This is a genomic window from Paenibacillus sepulcri (genome assembly GCF_042647105.1).
In the GTDB taxonomy this organism is placed as follows: Bacteria; Bacillota; Bacilli; order Paenibacillales; family Paenibacillaceae; genus Paenibacillus_Z; species Paenibacillus_Z sepulcri.
In genome coordinates this window covers 7343394-7359404 of record NZ_JBHRUP010000001.1, presented here as the reverse complement: position 1 = coordinate 7359404, position 16011 = coordinate 7343394, and the positions used below count along the sequence as shown (strand labels likewise).

The following is a 16011-nucleotide window of genomic DNA, read 5'->3' as shown; positions in this document are numbered from 1 at the left end:
TTTGCGTTTCAGGTTTATGAGCCGCCGGTTTATTGAAAATGAACCCTTTTGGACAATAAACGGAAGTAAATGAAGGTGAGCAGGGCAATAATCGCCATCAGAACCACGCCGGTTGCCGAGGAATAACCGATATTCGTTGTCCGGAAGCTGTAAATATAATAGACGATCGTATTGGTTGCGTCATTGGGACCGCCTCCGGTCATCACCTGCACCGTATCAAATACTTTAAAGGAGCCAATCGTCATGATTACCAGAATAAAAAACAGCTGCGGTGAAATAAGCGGCAGGGTGATTTTGTAGAACACCTTGAATTTGCTGGCATTATCGAGCGCAGCCGCCTCATAGATGCTGGGCGTGATGCTTTGCAGGGCAGCTACGATAATCAAGGTGTAATAACCGATTCCCTGCCACACCGATACGATAATGACCGAGATGAGCGCCGTCTTCGAGCTTTGCAGCCACTGCGACGTCGGCAGTCCAACCGCCTTCAGCAAATAATTGAGCATGCCCAGGTTAGGCTCCATAATCCACAGCCAGATCAGCGATACCGACACGATAGAGACGATATGCGGGGTGAAGATGCCGGCCTGGACAATTGCGTTAAACTTGCTTTTCTTGCTCAGCCACACGGCGATGAGCAGGGCAATGAGCAATGTCAGCACTACAACGCCAAGGGTATATAGAGCGGTATTGCCCAAGGCTTTGTAGAAGTCCCCCCGGCTGAAAATCTCGCTGTAATTGTCAAGACCGATAAATTTGCTCTTGGCCTTGTTCATCAGATTGTATTTGAAGAAGCTCAGATAAATCAGATAGAGCATCGGATAAATAACGAACAAGGCAATACCGAGCATCGCAGGCGCAATCATGGCATAGGGACGCAGCCGCTGCCCTATCGTTTTATGCTCCATGCGGAATACCTCGCAGCGCCTCCAGATGATCCTTGAACAAGGCGTGCTCCGTGCTGATGCGGCTTCCGTCCGCTTCGAAGAATACCAATTTATCTGCTGCTACGCCCAGATGCACGTCTTGATCAACAGTGAAGCGGTCTTCCACGCATTTGATCATAAAAGCATGCTGGCCGCATCTCACCTGATAAATCGTCTCCGAGCCCAGCATCTCTCTGGTGATGATTCTGCCTCTTGCGGCGTAATGAAGCCCGGAGTGCTCATGGGTCAACTCCGCGCTCTCCGGACGGAAGCCGAATTTCACTCCGCCTCTGCCAAGCTCTCCCACATTCATCGGCGGAACGCCGATAAATTGAGCGGTAAACAGATTGTTCGGCTGGCGGTACATCACATCCGGCGGAGCCTCCTGCTGAATGGTCCCTTTGTTCATGAGCACAATCGTATCGGCCATCGACATCGCCTCGACCTGGTCATGCGTCACATAAACAAAGGTGGTGCCGAGCTTCTTGTGCAGCTCGATCAGCTCAATGCGCATCTGCACCCTGAGCTTCGCATCCAGGTTGGAAAGGGGCTCGTCCATCAGGAAAACCGACGGCTTCTTCACCATCGCCCGGGCCAGGGCAACCCGCTGGCGCTGCCCGCCTGACAAGGTGGACGGCTTGCGGTCCAGATATTCGGCAAGGCCTACCGTTGCGCTGATGGTCTCCACCAGCTCCGTTCTTTCCGCTTTGGGCACCTTGTTGTTCTTCAGCCCGAATTCGATATTCTCTCTCACCGACATGGTGGGATAAATGGCATAATTCTGGAAAACCATCGCCACTCCCCGCTGGCCGGGGGCAATTCGCGTTACATCCTTGCCGTTAATCAGCACCGAGCCGGAGGACTGGGGATCAATGCCCGCAATCATGCGCAGCAGGGTTGTCTTCCCGCAGCCGGAAGGACCGACCAGCACGGTGAATTTGCCATCCTCTATTTTCAAGTCCAGATCTTTAATGACGACATTCTTCTCGAACTGCTTGGTCACGCGGACAAATTCTATGGACGCCAAGGGCTGATGCCTCCTTGCAAAATATATTTCAGGTAATGGCTGGACCGGATCAGACGGTATACACGGTTATGCCCGCATCGCGGAAGAGCTTAAGATCCTGTTCCAGAGCTTCCTTACCGGTAATCAGCGTATGAATGGCGCTGTTGGGCGCTACGGTATGAAGCGCGGGCTTGCCTATTTTGCTGTCGTCCGTAACGACGAAGATTTCCCGCGCTGCCCGGATCATCGCCTGCTTGGCGGGAACCAGCTGCGCCTCCGGATGCATCAGACCGTGCTGCGGATGCAGAGCCGGCGTACCGATAAATGCTTTGAGGGCATGCAGCGAACGCAGCACATGCTCCGTGAACATGCCGTTCAGCATATAGCTGGAGGGATACAGCTCTCCGCCTGTCAGAATCACTTTGATCCGGGGCGCATCCCGCAGCTCTGCGGCCACATTCATATCGTTGGTCACCACCGTAATATCCGAGCGGTGCACCAGATTTCTGGCAATATACTGCGTCGTGGTTCCGGAATCAATAATAATGTGATCCCCGTCCTCCACGAGACTTGCTGCCATTTTGCCGATTCTCATTTTCTGCTCCAGATTCTGGGTTGACCGTTCGTTAAAGGAAGGCTCGTCATGCGTCCACTGCTCCACGATAACCCCGCCATGGGTTCTCTTGAGCTTGCCCTCCTGTTCAATCTCGGCCAGATCGCGTCTTATTGTTGCTTCGTGGACACCAAATTCTCCGGCTAGCGTACTGATCGTTGAGCTGTTATGAAGCCGGACATATTCCACAATTCTCATTTTTCTCTCTGCTGCTAACAAACGAAGTCCCTCCCCATGCAAGTTCATTCACTATAATGTTTGTTTATATCCACCGTTGCGTAAATTCGTTCATTTTGATTATAGGGATGGACTATCAAACGAAGGTTAAATCCATATGAAGATCATGTAAGGATAAGGGAGCAAATCCTGGGAATCCGATAGAAGGCCTAACTGCGCATGCAGAAGCAATTCCGCCTTGCTCAACCGTTTAGTCAACGGTTTTCCAGTTCATTGTAGGCCTTAAGCAGCGTACGGCGTTCAGGCCTGACATGATGGGCTTCGCGCAGGCTGCGTTCAAGCAGCTCCCTGCTTACGGAGAGCTCCTCCACGGACAGCGGACCGCCAACTTGCCGCAATAACTCTTTGAGCGCCCCCGCAGGCGGGATCTGTGCGATCTCCTGCGTAATTTCGCTCCAACCGGCAATAATTCGCCTGCTTTGGTTCGCATGCTCCCCTACCGTGTTCCTGTGCCACAGCTCCGGCCCAGATTCCGCAAGCTTGTGGTACAGCTGGCTGATTTCCATGCAGGCGACGCCTACTTTGGCGCCGTGCAGCAGCTGCCTGCGGCCAAGGCGGATATATTCCATCTCCCAATAATGCGAGAGATGATGCTCTGCCCCTGATGCCGGGTGGGATTGACCGAACTGCAGCATGGCAAGCCCGGAATCGATCAGGGAGCGGATCAGAATCTGAATGCCTTCCTGCTGCCTGTCTGCAATAAGCTGTGCATGATTGACGCATTCCATAAGGGCGGATCGCGTCATATCCGCAGCGGCTTGCAGATAGGGCTCGTCGGCGGTGATCGTTCCGAACCGCCAATCGAACAATGAAGTGTATTTGCCCAGCATATCGCCGAAGCCTGCAGCCACCATGGCAGGCGGCGCCTGGACCAGGATGTCGAGATCGGCAAAGATTGCATCCGGGCCAATGGCCGGAATCGTTTTTTTCTCGCCCCTGATGATAATCGGGGCTCCCTTGGAATTGAACCCGTCGACGGACGGAGCCGTCGGCACGGAGATAAAAGGAATCCCTGTCGTATAAGCCGAATAACGGACAATATCATGCAGGGTCCCTCCTCCAACAGCAATGACTGCCTCGGCATGATGGCGTTGAATATCCAGTATCAGCTGAATGAGCGACGCCTCATCGGCGATCACATCATCCTGGGCATCCGGCTTGATGAAGGTAATGTGGACCTTAATGCCTGACCGTGTGAGCGATGAAGCCAATGCCTCGCCCGCAGCCTTATAGGTTGCCAAGTCGGCAGCGAGAACCACCTGATGGTGCGATTTCTGTTCCAGGTAGGCAGCAACTTCCCCGGCAGCGCCGGGATGAATTCGAATGAGATCCAGTTCTGTCATCGTTGTAATCCCTTCTCTGCCGGGGCCAGAATGGATGTCACATCGGCCAGCGAGGGCCAGATCCAGTCCGGCTGAATATGGCTCGCCTCCGCTTCCTCCATGCTCACCGAGCCTGTCAGAACCAGCGCGGTTTGCATGCCTGCTTTCTTGCCAAGCCGGATATCCGACTCCAGACTGTCTCCGATTACGAGACAACGCTCGGGCGGAAGCTGCAGAACGTTCAATGCGGCTTCGGCCATCAGCTGCGAGGGTTTGCCGATCACGATATCGACCTCTCTTCCTGTTGCCGATACAATCGCCCCGATCATCCCCGCCACATCGATGGAGTCGCCGTCATCCCGCGGAAACGTCTTGTCCGCGTTCGTCGCGATAATTCTGGCGCCATGTCTCACAGCGCGAAAGGCATCATTCAACTCCTCATAGGTTAATGTCTCGTGGAGGGTAATAACCAGCCACTCCGCAAGCTCCGGCCTTTCCGCCATCAGAATATCCCCAGCCTCCAATTCATCCTTGAGACCTTGATCGCCCAATACCCACACGGGGGAGCTTTCGTAATAGTCCTTGAGAAACCGGGCTGTTACCGTCGAGGTCAGAAGGATTTCCTCCTCGTCGATATCAAGACCAAGCCTGCCAAGCTTGTCATGGCACATTTTCCGGGAGATATTCCCGCGATTGCTCAGAAAGACGATGCGCTTGCCGAGTTGTTTCAGCATGGCGACGGCTTCTGCTGCTCCATTGATCAAATTCGAGCCCTTATAGACCGTCCCGTCCAAATCAATAACAAATCCCTCTATGCTTGTTTTCATCATCCGTTTCCAGCCTTTCACGAGCATGGCTTGCCCATCTGCATACTTCTTCCATTTGCGCAGATTCAAGCGTTATATTTGCTTACTTATGCTCTCTTTTGCTCAATTTCACTATAAAGTTATACTGTTATGCGAATGTCATCAGCATGTTTAGAATATGTAAATTTGCACCGGCCACCATCCCTCATGGTCTTCAGCGTGCAGTATGCCTGACTTTCCGGCCGCAATAAAAAAACCGAAGCCCCAAGCGGCTTCGGTTCATCACTGCGTGTTTATGCAATTATAGTGTGCTCGTCTTTGCAGCTTTGTATTGCGCAATTAATCAGCTGTTTTACATTTGCGATCATTGCAGATTGCCGACGGCGGGCAGAGGCCTGCCTTCCGCTATATATTGTACGCCTTCCTGACAGACGCCATAGGATTGCCAAGGACAGCTGGTGCACAAATGTCCGATGTCCGCTGGCACCACCTCCTGCGATATCCGGTCGCATACCTCCCGCCAGCTGAGGCTCTCTCCCGTCTTAAACCCAAGCTTGGCCAGAACGGCATCATCCAGCTGATGAACAGTTCCGCTGCAATGATTCAATTCGTCCGGCGGGTACGCCCGGCATATGTCGTCCGGACCGGTTACAAGCTCCACCACTGAGTCCGGCTCGGTCCGCAAAGTCTCATATATAGCTGTCATATTCGTGCAGAAATCCGCAGAATAGCCCATGCCACGATACCCGAGAAGGCATAGCAAGTGATGTCCGCGCAATCGGATCGCCATCGTCCCCAACTCCCCCTGCCCATGATTGTTCATATGTTAACCATTATAACAGAAGAGAGGTTAACCTATCATATGGAATTTTTCTGGGAGCAGAAGCAAGCGCGGACTTTCTGAGAACTTTTCAACAGTATTCAGTGCGGAGCTCCTTCAAATTCATTCCCGCAGGCTCCCGGACTTTCTGTTTTCGCCCTGTTAACGACCTCACCCTGCCCATTATATAAATCATCATGTATATGATAGCCGATGCGAAGCGTGGACGACCCGACATAATGACAAATAAAAGAACGCCGGAAACGCTCAGCCGACCGGTTGGGATACGATCCGTGAATGGTGCTGCCATTGAAAAACAGCACATCGCCCGCTTCCATGTCAACAGGCACAATCCTGCCGCCCTCCGGCAGATTGACCTCATCGCGAAAATAGGAAAGCGCGGGATCCGCCTCATGCGGGCATTCGATATCCAGATTCTGCGTCCGGGGTACGATAACCAGGCCGCCGTTCTCCTGATCAGCCGGATCGATTGCGGTCCAGGCTGCAATGCAAGTCCCCGGCTCCACGCGCAAATAGTAATTGTCCTGATGCAGCGCCTGCCCTCTGCCGCCGGGCGGTTTGAAGTAGAACATGCTCTGCGCCGCCAGCGCCTCTTCCTGGAACAGCTCCTTCAGCAAAGCCATGACCGGAGGATGCAGCATATAGCTCTTGGCTCTGCCGATTACCCTGTGCGGATACAAAATCCGTGGAAACAGCTTCAGCGGATCGCCCTTGGCCTCCTCCGGCGAAGCGGGCTCGAAATATCCGGGAAGCACGCCTTCTGCCTGTATGCGCATGAACGTCTCTTTAATCTCGGCAACCTCGTCTGGCTGAAACAAACCTTTGGCGATCAGATAACCTTCTTCATGAAACTGTTTTTTCTCCGCTTCGCTCAAGTAATACCTGTCGTTTCCCGCTGACATTCAATCACCCTCCATTCACCCTTTTGCCTGCTGCCCTTTACTGCGTCAGCCGAAGCTCCCGTCCCAGGCTCTCCATTTATGATCGGCCGTGCGAAAGGATGAGCTGTGGAACTGATAGGAAGACATCTGCGGCGTTCTGAACAAGGAAGCTCCATCATATAAAATGCCGCAGCCGTTGACGAAGCCATACCTGCCCGGTCCTGCCGGCCCCTGGCGGACAAAGGAAAAATCGGCATCGGTATGGATCGGACCGTAATCCAGCCTGCTCCGGTCCCATTCATATTTGGGAAAATCCCTGCTGCCGCTGATCAGCCCCTTATCCAGATCCAGCTTGTATGCCAGATGACAAGTCCTGCCATCCGCCTCATACTGAAGCGATAAGCAATCCTTCTCCTGCGTGAGCCGGATAATCTTCACCCTGCGCTTCAGCCGGGCCGATTGCTCATCCAGTGCGAAAGGGGTAAGCACCGTGACAAAGCAGTTCATCGTTCCGGCCCGGACCTGGCTGCTGTCCAGTTCATAGACCATCTCACTGTCCGCATAACATCTGCGGATCGTTTCGTGCCCCGTCTGCCTGCCGCTTCCCGGGAACTCGATCAGCAGTGCCAGCTCCTTCCGGTTGATGATGGGATTTGTGTCGCCAGGATGCTGGCGGATATGCTGCACCTGACCGGTATACCAGCCATCGCCGGCCTCCAGCACCGCGCCCGGATGCCACAGATTGGCCGTACTAAGCTGCCGGCTGCCCAGCGACTTCGTCCAATCCACCACAATGATTACGCCTTCCTCCTTCAAATAAGTCACCGCCCGGTCCCATATCACACCGTGACAGGGATCCGTCACCCGGGTCCGGCTGTAAACCAGCTCCTCGAAGGTCTGAAAATGCAGCTTCTCCGCTGCCACACGCCTGTACGTACCGTCATCGTGGATAAAATCATAGAGGGAGCCGTCCGCATCCCGCTCGCCTTCCCGGAACACCAGCCGGTTATGATAAAGATCGGCGCGGTATTTGCCATTGGGGGCCGAATCGCGGTAACCTCCATCATGTAATAAAATATGCGGCCCGCGGGCAAAAAACACGATGGAATTCTCATCCGCATGTCCATGGTGAGCCTTTTCTGCTGGCGCCTGAATCGTCCGCCGCAAATATTCCCTGGCAACATAGGCATAATCGCCTTCATCGCGATAGTTAAGCAGGAGATACGTGGAATCCTCCTCCCAGCCGTCGCGGAAGGCGACTTTCTTCCCAATCACATCCTCCAGCACCAGCTCGCTCTGCCAATCCGGCTTGACCGGCTCAAGCCCATCATCCGCCCAGAGACAGGCATTTGAGAAATAAGCGGCTAGATAGACCGAGGGCGGCCCCTCCTGATGGGACAGCGCATAGTCCCAGATTTTGCGGGCGGCATATTTCATATGACCGCATCTGTATACGGCAGCCCCTTTCTCCAGACAGGCCAGCCACAAATACCAGAACGAATTGTAATGGGCGTCTCCGAAATCCGGCAGCTGACCATAGGGCGTCAAGATATGCGTGATGTAATCAAAATAATACCTTGTCTGCGGCTTTGCATAATAATCTTCTTCCTTGTCTGTATGCTGCACAACCATGATGCAGGATCCAAGCCACAGAGGCAAATACAGCTCGGCATCCTCGATGGACCAGCCGCCCATGGACTCCTGGGCCAGGTAATCGCGAAGCTTCGCCCATTCCCGCGTTTCTTCCGTATCGCCCAGCGCCGCAACCGCCAGAGAAACCGTGAAGGCCCGTAGCATGGAGCGGTTATGCGCCCCCCACTCCGGATAATGCATGACGGCTTGCACGGAGCTGCGGATGGAATCCTCTATCTGGCGCTTGTCCTCCCGGGAGAGCAGCGCCGAATCCTTCATAAACAAATACCCCTGGATGTAATGGGTCCCCTGGAACATTGGATCAAACGATGTGATGCCCTTCTCATATTCCGGATGGCGGTCCCGGAGAGCGTCCGGCACAATCTCCTTGAACGACTCGATGGCGAGCAGCATTTGTCTTGCCTGCACCCCGTACTCTTTCTCGCCGGTAATATGATACAGAAAACCTTCAGTCTGCGCCTGGATAGCCAGGTTTCCCGGAGGGATGTACATGCCGAGAAACTGGTCGGGACGATACGATTCCCGCCAATGCGAAATAGCGGCCTCGTACTGCTTCCTCCCCTCCAGAACCGCCTTCTTGATGTAGTCCAGATACGTTTGCTTGTTCATAACGGGCTCCTCTCTTCAAGTTAAGAAACAACAAACTGATATTGTCCCGATCCCGCTTGCAGAAGAAGATGATCCGGCTGTTCTCCGGCAACGGCAATGCCCTCGGCCTGCTCCAGTTCCGCTCCGTTCTCAAGCACCTGCTGCCCCGGAAGCCGCGGAATCCGTATAGTCGCGGTCGTGTTGGCAGGAATGCGGACATGCATATGCAGCTCCGATCCGTTGACCCGCCAATTGCAGACAATCGGTCCCCGGACGGATTCGTAGAGGCAGTTCACATAATCAAGCCCGCCTCCAATCCGGGGATGAATGCGGATATGCTTGTAGCCCGGCTGCTCCTCATCCAGATCAATCCCGCCGACGAACCGGTAGATCCATTCGCCTACAGAACCCAGTGCATAATGGTTGAAGGAATTCATTCCCGGCCTTTGAAAACCCTTCGCTTCCGTCCAGCCATCCCAGCGTTCCCAGATCGTCGTCGCACCCTGCAAAATGGAATAATACCAGGACGGATAGCTTTGCTGGTTCAGCAGCCGGTAAGCAATCTCCTCGTGACCGGCCTCCACCAGCACCGTCAGCAGATATTTGGTGCCATGAATGCCTGTCGACATATGCCAATCGCTCTCTTCCAGCAGGTACAGAATGCGGTTGACCGCGTACGCCCTTTTCTCCTCCGGCAGCAGATTCATGGATAAAGCCAGCGCGTAAACCGACTGCGTATCTCCTTTGATCTTCCCTTCTCCATTCACATAAGCGTCATTAAAAGCCGCTCTTACTTCGGTATGCAGCTTTTCAAACCGCAAGGCGTCTTCGGCTTTTCCAATCAGGGTGGCCATTCGCGCCATCAGCTGCACCGAGTAGGCATAATAGGCCGTCGCGAAGACGTCATAAGGGGTCGTGGAATGGATGGAGGTATTGGGATAATCATCCGCTCCCCGCGCTTCCGCCATGGAGAGCCAATCGCCGAACTGCGGCAGATCCTCACGCAGATGACCGGGATGCAGGTCGCTCAGGAACCCGATCCAGCTGGTCATGGCATCATATTGCCGCTTGATGATGGCCGCATCTCCATAAACCTGATACATCATCCAGGGAACGAGAATGCCTGCGTCTCCCCATCCGGCAGAGGCTGTGTGATCATAGGTCATATCCCCGCCATGCTCCGTTTTGCCTCCCGCGATAAACGGGGCAAAATCCGTAAAAGCTCCCGTCGGCCGCTGCGCATCCGTCAAGTCCGTCAGCCATTTGCTGAAGAAAGGGGCGGTGTCCATCAGATAGCTAGCCGTCCGGAAGAATACCTGGGCATCCCCGCTCCAGCCAAGTCGTTCATCCCGCTGCGGGCAGTCGGTCGGCACACTGACGAAGTTGCCCCGCTGTGTCCATTCAATATTTTGCAGCAGCTGATTAAGCAGCGGAATGGACGTATCCATGAACCCGGTTTGAGCAAGGTCTGAATGGACCACAATACCGGTAATATCCGTAAGCTCCAGATCCCCGTCATCATCGCTGCTTATTTCCGCATAACGAAATCCATGCAGCGTAAAATGAGCCTCATAAATCTCGCCATCCGGACTGCCCTTCAGCACATAAGTATCAATTTGCCTGGATAAACGCAGATTCTCCGTATAGAGTCTGCCTTGCGCATCCAGAGCTTCCCCATGACGCAGTATAATGGTGGTTCCGGTTTTCCCGCGCATTTGAATCCGCAAATAACCTACCATGTTCTGTCCCATATCCACGATCCGGCTGCCGCTTTCCATCACCGTCATCGACACAGGAGCAAGCTTCTTCACACTGCGGATTGGCGGACACAGACCCGATACGATCCGGCCTTTATAATCGTAGAAAATATCCGCTTTGCTCCAGGCCGAATCATCATAGCCCCGGTCCTCCCATCCGGGCATTTCAAGCCGGGCGTCATAAGTCTCCCCCATATGAAAATCGGTTGCCAGCAGCGGACCGAACGAAGCCTTCCATGAGGGCCCGGAAACGACCGATTGCGAAGAACCGTCTTCATAGTCCACATTCAGCTGCAGCAGAATGCGCGGATCCTTGCCGTAGCGCTGGTAGCCATACATGCCGATATAGCCGGAATACCAGCCATGTCCGAGCAGAACACCCAGCGCATTCTCGCCACCGGCAAGCGCTGCGGTCACATCGTAAGCCTGGTACTGGAGGCGGATATTATAATCCGTCCATTCCGGCGCGAGGATGTCTTCCCCGATGCGGCTTCCATTGACATAGAGCTCGTAAGCGCCAAGAGCCGCCGCATACAGCACGGCTTTCCTGATCTGCCGGCGGGCCTCGAAGGTTCCGCGCAAATAAACGGCCGGCTTGGGCCGTTCATGAGTCGGCTGATGGCCTGATTTCAGACCGATCCATTCGCCCTGCCATTCCTTGCGGGAGAGCAGTCCCATGGACCAATGGGCCGTCCCGCTCCATGGCGATTCCTGCCCTGTCTGATCCCAGACCTTCACCTTCCATACATATTCACAGCCGGAAGCCAGCTCCCGGCCTTCATATGGAATGGGATTCGACAGATCCGACTGGACCCTGCCGCTGTCCCACATATCTCCGGTATCCTGGTCCAGCTGCTGCCGGCTTGATGCCGCCAGAATGCGGTAAGCGGTTTGGCCCGAGCCGCGTCCGGCTGAATCCAGCATCCAGCCGAGCCTCGGCTCCGGGACATCGATTCCGGCCGGGTTCAGCAGGTATTCGGCGCGGAGATTATATGCATGCAAAACCATTCGCTTCTCCTCCTTCGGCCTGATTCTCTTCTTCACCGTGCTTCGATGCGAAGAGACCGCTTAAGAAGTCAGCGGTCTCACGGCACTTTCCTGCATGACGGCGATTACGGCTGGTAGTTGACTTTTTTGTAGGCTTCCGTTAATTCGTTGTCGTATTCTTCACCGCCAAGCTTTTTCCAGCCTTCGATCATGGCATCGTATTCTTTGTCCGGATCGGAGGAAACGATGATCTTGGTTATCGATTCATTGATGAATTTCTTGATTGTTTCCTGATTTTTCTGCGCAAACGGCCTTGGATCCGTAATCTCAACCGTCTTCGGCGTGTATTTGGCAAAAATATCATTATATTTGGTGTTCACGGCCGCATAATATTCAGGATCGAACAGCTTGCCTTTCTCGCCCAGTATTTTCAAAGTGTCATAAGAGCTTAACGGCTGTCCCTGCTGGATAATCGCGAGATCCCCGCTTCCGGCATACCATGTCACTTCCCTTGCGTTTTTCTCGGGATCGATCGGTATTTGAATGCCATCGGCATCAAGGGTGTAGTGCGTTCCTTCAATGCCGGATTGCAGGGTCTTGATGACTTCGGGATCCGCCATCCAGTTCAAATATTTCATCGCGGCAATCGCTTGTTCCTCTTTGCTGGCTTTGGGCACCATTATGAACATCCCGTAGTCCGCAGCGCCCCCGGCATATTGTTTGCCATCCGAGCTGATGAGCGGGTCGATCGGCATCCATCTGGCGTCCGGCACCGCTTTCATCGTAGAGTCGGTCAATGCCCAGCCGGAGTCATTGTTCTCCATGAAGCCGGCCACGCCTTGAGCAATATATTGATTAAGCTGCTGATTGTTCACATCCGTACCGAACTCTTTGGGGATCAAACCTTCCACGTAAAGCTTGTTCAGGAATTTGAACATATCACGGGCGCCCGGCGCAGCAATATTGGAGATGAACTTGTCATTCTCCCATACCCCTCCTGCCAGGTCCGTACCGTTGCTCATCAGCTTCGGATTAATCCCGAATGCCGAGGACAGCGCATACATGAATGCTTTGCCGATAGCCGGAAAGGCGTAAGGCACGACTTTGTCCTTGCCTACGTTGCCGGGATCCTTTTCCTTGAACGCTTTGAGCACCTGATAGAGCTCATCGACAGTCGTCGGCGCCTTCATATTCAGTTTATCCAGCCAGTCCTGGCGGATTTTGAAAACCGCTCCGACATTCGGGTTCGCTCTGAGCGCCGTAATGGCAAAGCGTTTACCTTCGTAGGTGCCGGCTTGATCCAGCGCTTTTTGATTATTCGCGGTAATCTGCGGACCGTACTCCTTCAGCAGATCGTCCAACTCCCAGATCCCGCCCTGCTGGGCATACTTGAAGAGCGTATTGGTGTCATAGGTGAATATAATATCCGGCGCCTCACCGGAGGCAAGCCAGACATTCAGTTTATTCTCGGCTTCCGCCCGTGCAACAGGCACCATCTCCAGGTCGATGCCAAGCGGCTTCACCTGCTCCTGGGCCCATTTGACAAGCGGAGCATCTGTCAGCTTCATGCCCTCCGGTGCGTTCCCGCGATCATATATCATAACGCGCAGCTTGACCTGCTTGACGGGCTCATCCGAAGGCTCCGGCTCATCCGTGCCCCCTGTGTTTGTGTTGGTCTGCTCCGGCGTATTGGCAGCTCCGGAGCTGGTATTCCCTTCGTTCTTGCCCGAATTCGAGCATGCGGCCAGCAGCAGAAGCGTGAACACCAGGAAGCATGTCAGGCTGACCCTGACCCCTTTACGTACATTGACCATTGTCTTTCCTCCTCATGAATTTGGTAAAAACATCATTTCATCTGTCTACTGCCACAGGAGTAATGAAATATAAGAAAGTATTAGACTCCATCATACTTTGCTTATATTTCTGAGGAAGAATCCTGACTCTGCCTCCAAGGACGGCGAGAGCCGTTTCTTCTTGAAATATAAGAAAGTATTAGACTCCATCATACTTTGCTTATATTTCTGAGGAAGAATCCTGACTCTGCCCCCAAGGACGGCGAGAGCCGTTTCTTCTTGAAATATAAGAAAGCATCAGACTCCATCATACTTTGCTTATATTTCTGAGGAAGAATCCTAACTCTGCCCCCAAGGACGGCGAGAGCCGTTTCTTCATGTATGAGACGGATGGCTCTTGGGGGAGCTGTCCGGTCCTGCCGGGCGTATCGGGAGGTTACCCTTTTACAGAGCCAAGAAAGGAGCCTTTGACAAAATATTTTTGCAGGAACGGATATACGATCAGAATCGGCACCGTCGCGAAGATGGCTGTGGCGGCTTTTAAGGACTCCTCAATGACCTGAAGCTTGCCCTGCTGCTGCATGACTTCAAGCGAGGTATCCATTTGCGAGAGGAGCAAAATGTTGCGCAATCGTACCTGCAGCGTAAACAGATCGGAGTTGTCGATCAGAATAATCGCGTTCATGTAGCTGTTCCAGTGTCCAACCGCATAGAACAGGCCGATTGTCGCCATTACGGCCCCGGAGAGCGGCAGCACGATGCGCAGCATGTAGCGGATATTTCCGCAGCCGTCCATAACGGCGGCCTCGCGCAGCTCCTCCGGCATATTTTGAAAGAAGGATTTCATTATGATGACATTAAACGCGCTGATTGCGCCGGGAATCATAAGGGCCCAGAGGGTATTGAGCATGCCCAAATATTTGATGAGCAGGTAGCCGGGAATAAGCCCCCCGCTGAACATCATCGTGAATATCATATAGTTCATGAAATATTTGCGCCCAACCAGATCCTTGCGGGAAAGCGGATACGCCGTAAGAATCGTGAACACCATATTGATCGTTGTCCCGACCGCCGTAACGTAAATGGTGACCAGCAGCGAACGGATGACATTATTGTCCCAGAACACCGATTTCATGGCATCCAGCTGAAAATCAACCGGCCACAGGATAACCTTGCCTGACTGAATGGCATGGCTGCTGCTGAAGGCATTGGCAAAGGTATTGATGAAAGGAAAGATACAGACAAAAGCGATGATCGTAATCAAAGAATAGTTGATGACATGGAACGAAACGTCCCAGAACGAGTATTTTCGCGTCCGGCGATATTTGTTTTTACCTGTAGACTCCGCTTGCTCTGCCATAGGCTCACTCCTTTATACGACTTGATTCCAGTTCCATAAATGTTCCAGCTGCCGCCCGCTCCGTTACCAGATTCCTTCGCGGCCCATCTTATTGGCGGCATAGTTTGCAGCAATGATCAGCATCAGGTTAACGACCGATTGCACCATCCCGATTGCGGTCGTCAGACCGAATCCGCCCTGCCTGATTCCAAGATCGTATATATAGGTGCTGAGAACATCAGCGACATCCATGACCAGCGGGTTCATTAAGGCATAAGGCTGCTCGAAGCCGATGGATACCATGTGGCCGACATTCAGAATGAGCAGAATAATGACGGTTGGCATGATGCCGGGAATGGTGATATTGATCATTTTCTTCCATCTGCCTGCTCCGTCAATCGAGGCCGCTTCGTACAAGTGAGGATCAAGCGTCGTCATGGCTGCCAGATAAATAATCGTTCCCCAGCCAACTCCGCTCCAGATGCCGGAACCGACAAAGACGCTGACCCACCAGTTGTTGCTGGCCATAAAATAAATCGGCTCCATGCCCATCCACTGCAGCACCTGGTTAACGATGCCGTACTTGGGCGAAAGCAGCGCATAGATCATCCCGCCCATCAGCACCCAGGACATAAAATGCGGCAGGTACAGCAGCGATTGCGAAATCCGCTTGAAATATTTGTTCCGGACTTCGTTGAGCATGATGGCCAAAATAATCGGAGCCGGGAATCCGAACACCAGCCCCAGCACATTGAGCATCAGTGTGTTCCGTACGATTTTATAGAAATCCGGCAGATTGACCATATCCCTGAACGATTGAAAATGGTTCCACGGACTTTCCAGTACGCCCTTGAACATGTTGTAGTCCTTGAAGGCAATCAGAAGACCGAACATCGGTATATAGGCAAATATAAAGAAGAAGATTAAACCGGGGCTCAAGCAGATATAGAGGTCGAGATTTTTTCGGATTCTTTTCCACAGAGAACTCTGTTTACTCGCAGCTATGCCCAGTGGCAGCTCAGTATTTGCTTTTGTTTGCGCTTCCATAGAATTCCTGCCTTCCTGATAGGATAGTCTTATTGTAAAGCCTGCCGTAGGCGTTTTAAATGAGTCTATCTTTACATTTTATTAGTTTTCTTGCTGTGAGCTGCGCATGCGGAAAATGTCTTCCGATATGCGCAGGGTGTTATAAGCGGGTTTACCGCTTGTCACTTGCCGAAAAGCTGTTGTACCCCTGAACTTTTGGTTTATGGATGGCCCGG

12 protein-coding genes are annotated in these 16011 nt (G+C 53.1%); all 12 read right to left on the bottom strand.

From position 1 onward, the window contains the following. Positions 1-29 precede the first annotated feature (29 nt). Positions 30-908 carry a carbohydrate ABC transporter permease gene (locus ACFOLF_RS31975; RefSeq protein ID WP_210039407.1) on the bottom strand — a complete coding sequence of 293 codons (879 nt, stop codon included), beginning with the start codon at positions 906-908 and terminating at the stop codon, positions 30-32. Beyond that, positions 898-1953: an ABC transporter ATP-binding protein gene (locus ACFOLF_RS31970; protein ID WP_210039408.1), complete on the bottom strand. Its 1056-nt coding sequence runs from the start codon at positions 1951-1953 to the stop codon at positions 898-900. Before ACFOLF_RS31970 ends, ACFOLF_RS31975 begins: the two co-directional genes overlap by 11 nt. A 49-nt stretch (positions 1954-2002) precedes the next feature. Continuing rightward, entirely contained in the window at positions 2003-2764 is a 762-nt protein-coding gene (locus ACFOLF_RS31965) for a DeoR/GlpR family DNA-binding transcription regulator (RefSeq protein WP_210039409.1), read from the bottom strand. 212 nt (positions 2765-2976) lie between these two features. Further along, on the bottom strand, positions 2977-4125 hold the full coding sequence (locus ACFOLF_RS31960) for a sn-glycerol-1-phosphate dehydrogenase (RefSeq protein ID WP_210039410.1): 1149 nt from the start codon (positions 4123-4125) through the stop codon (positions 2977-2979). Further along, entirely contained in the window at positions 4122-4931 is an 810-nt protein-coding gene (locus ACFOLF_RS31955) for an HAD-IIA family hydrolase (RefSeq protein WP_210039641.1), read from the bottom strand. Before ACFOLF_RS31955 ends, ACFOLF_RS31960 begins: the two co-directional genes overlap by 4 nt. A gap of 343 nt (positions 4932-5274) precedes the next feature. Further along, entirely contained in the window at positions 5275-5700 is a 426-nt protein-coding gene (locus ACFOLF_RS31950) for a DUF1284 domain-containing protein (protein ID WP_210039411.1), read from the bottom strand. A 131-nt stretch (positions 5701-5831) separates the two neighbouring features. Further along, positions 5832-6653 (bottom strand): phytanoyl-CoA dioxygenase family protein, encoded by an 822-nt coding sequence (locus tag ACFOLF_RS31945; protein WP_210039412.1) that lies wholly within the window; start codon positions 6651-6653, stop codon positions 5832-5834. Between the two features lie 45 nt (positions 6654-6698). Continuing rightward, positions 6699-8894, bottom strand: a complete 2196-nt coding sequence (locus ACFOLF_RS31940) for a heparinase II/III family protein (RefSeq protein ID WP_210039413.1) — start codon at positions 8892-8894, stop codon at positions 6699-6701. Positions 8895-8914: 20 nt separating this feature from the next. Continuing rightward, positions 8915-11638 carry an alpha-L-rhamnosidase gene (locus ACFOLF_RS31935; RefSeq protein ID WP_210039414.1) on the bottom strand — a complete coding sequence of 908 codons (2724 nt, stop codon included), beginning with the start codon at positions 11636-11638 and terminating at the stop codon, positions 8915-8917. 104 nt (positions 11639-11742) lie between these two features. Next, positions 11743-13431 (bottom strand): extracellular solute-binding protein, encoded by a 1689-nt coding sequence (locus ACFOLF_RS31930; protein WP_210039415.1) that lies wholly within the window; start codon positions 13429-13431, stop codon positions 11743-11745. Positions 13432-13846: 415 nt separating this feature from the next. Then, entirely contained in the window at positions 13847-14770 is a 924-nt protein-coding gene (locus ACFOLF_RS31925; protein WP_210039416.1) for a carbohydrate ABC transporter permease, read from the bottom strand. A 63-nt stretch (positions 14771-14833) separates the two neighbouring features. Beyond that, positions 14834-15796, bottom strand: a complete 963-nt coding sequence (locus tag ACFOLF_RS31920; protein ID WP_210039417.1) for an ABC transporter permease — start codon at positions 15794-15796, stop codon at positions 14834-14836. Positions 15797-16011: the final 215 nt, after the last annotated feature.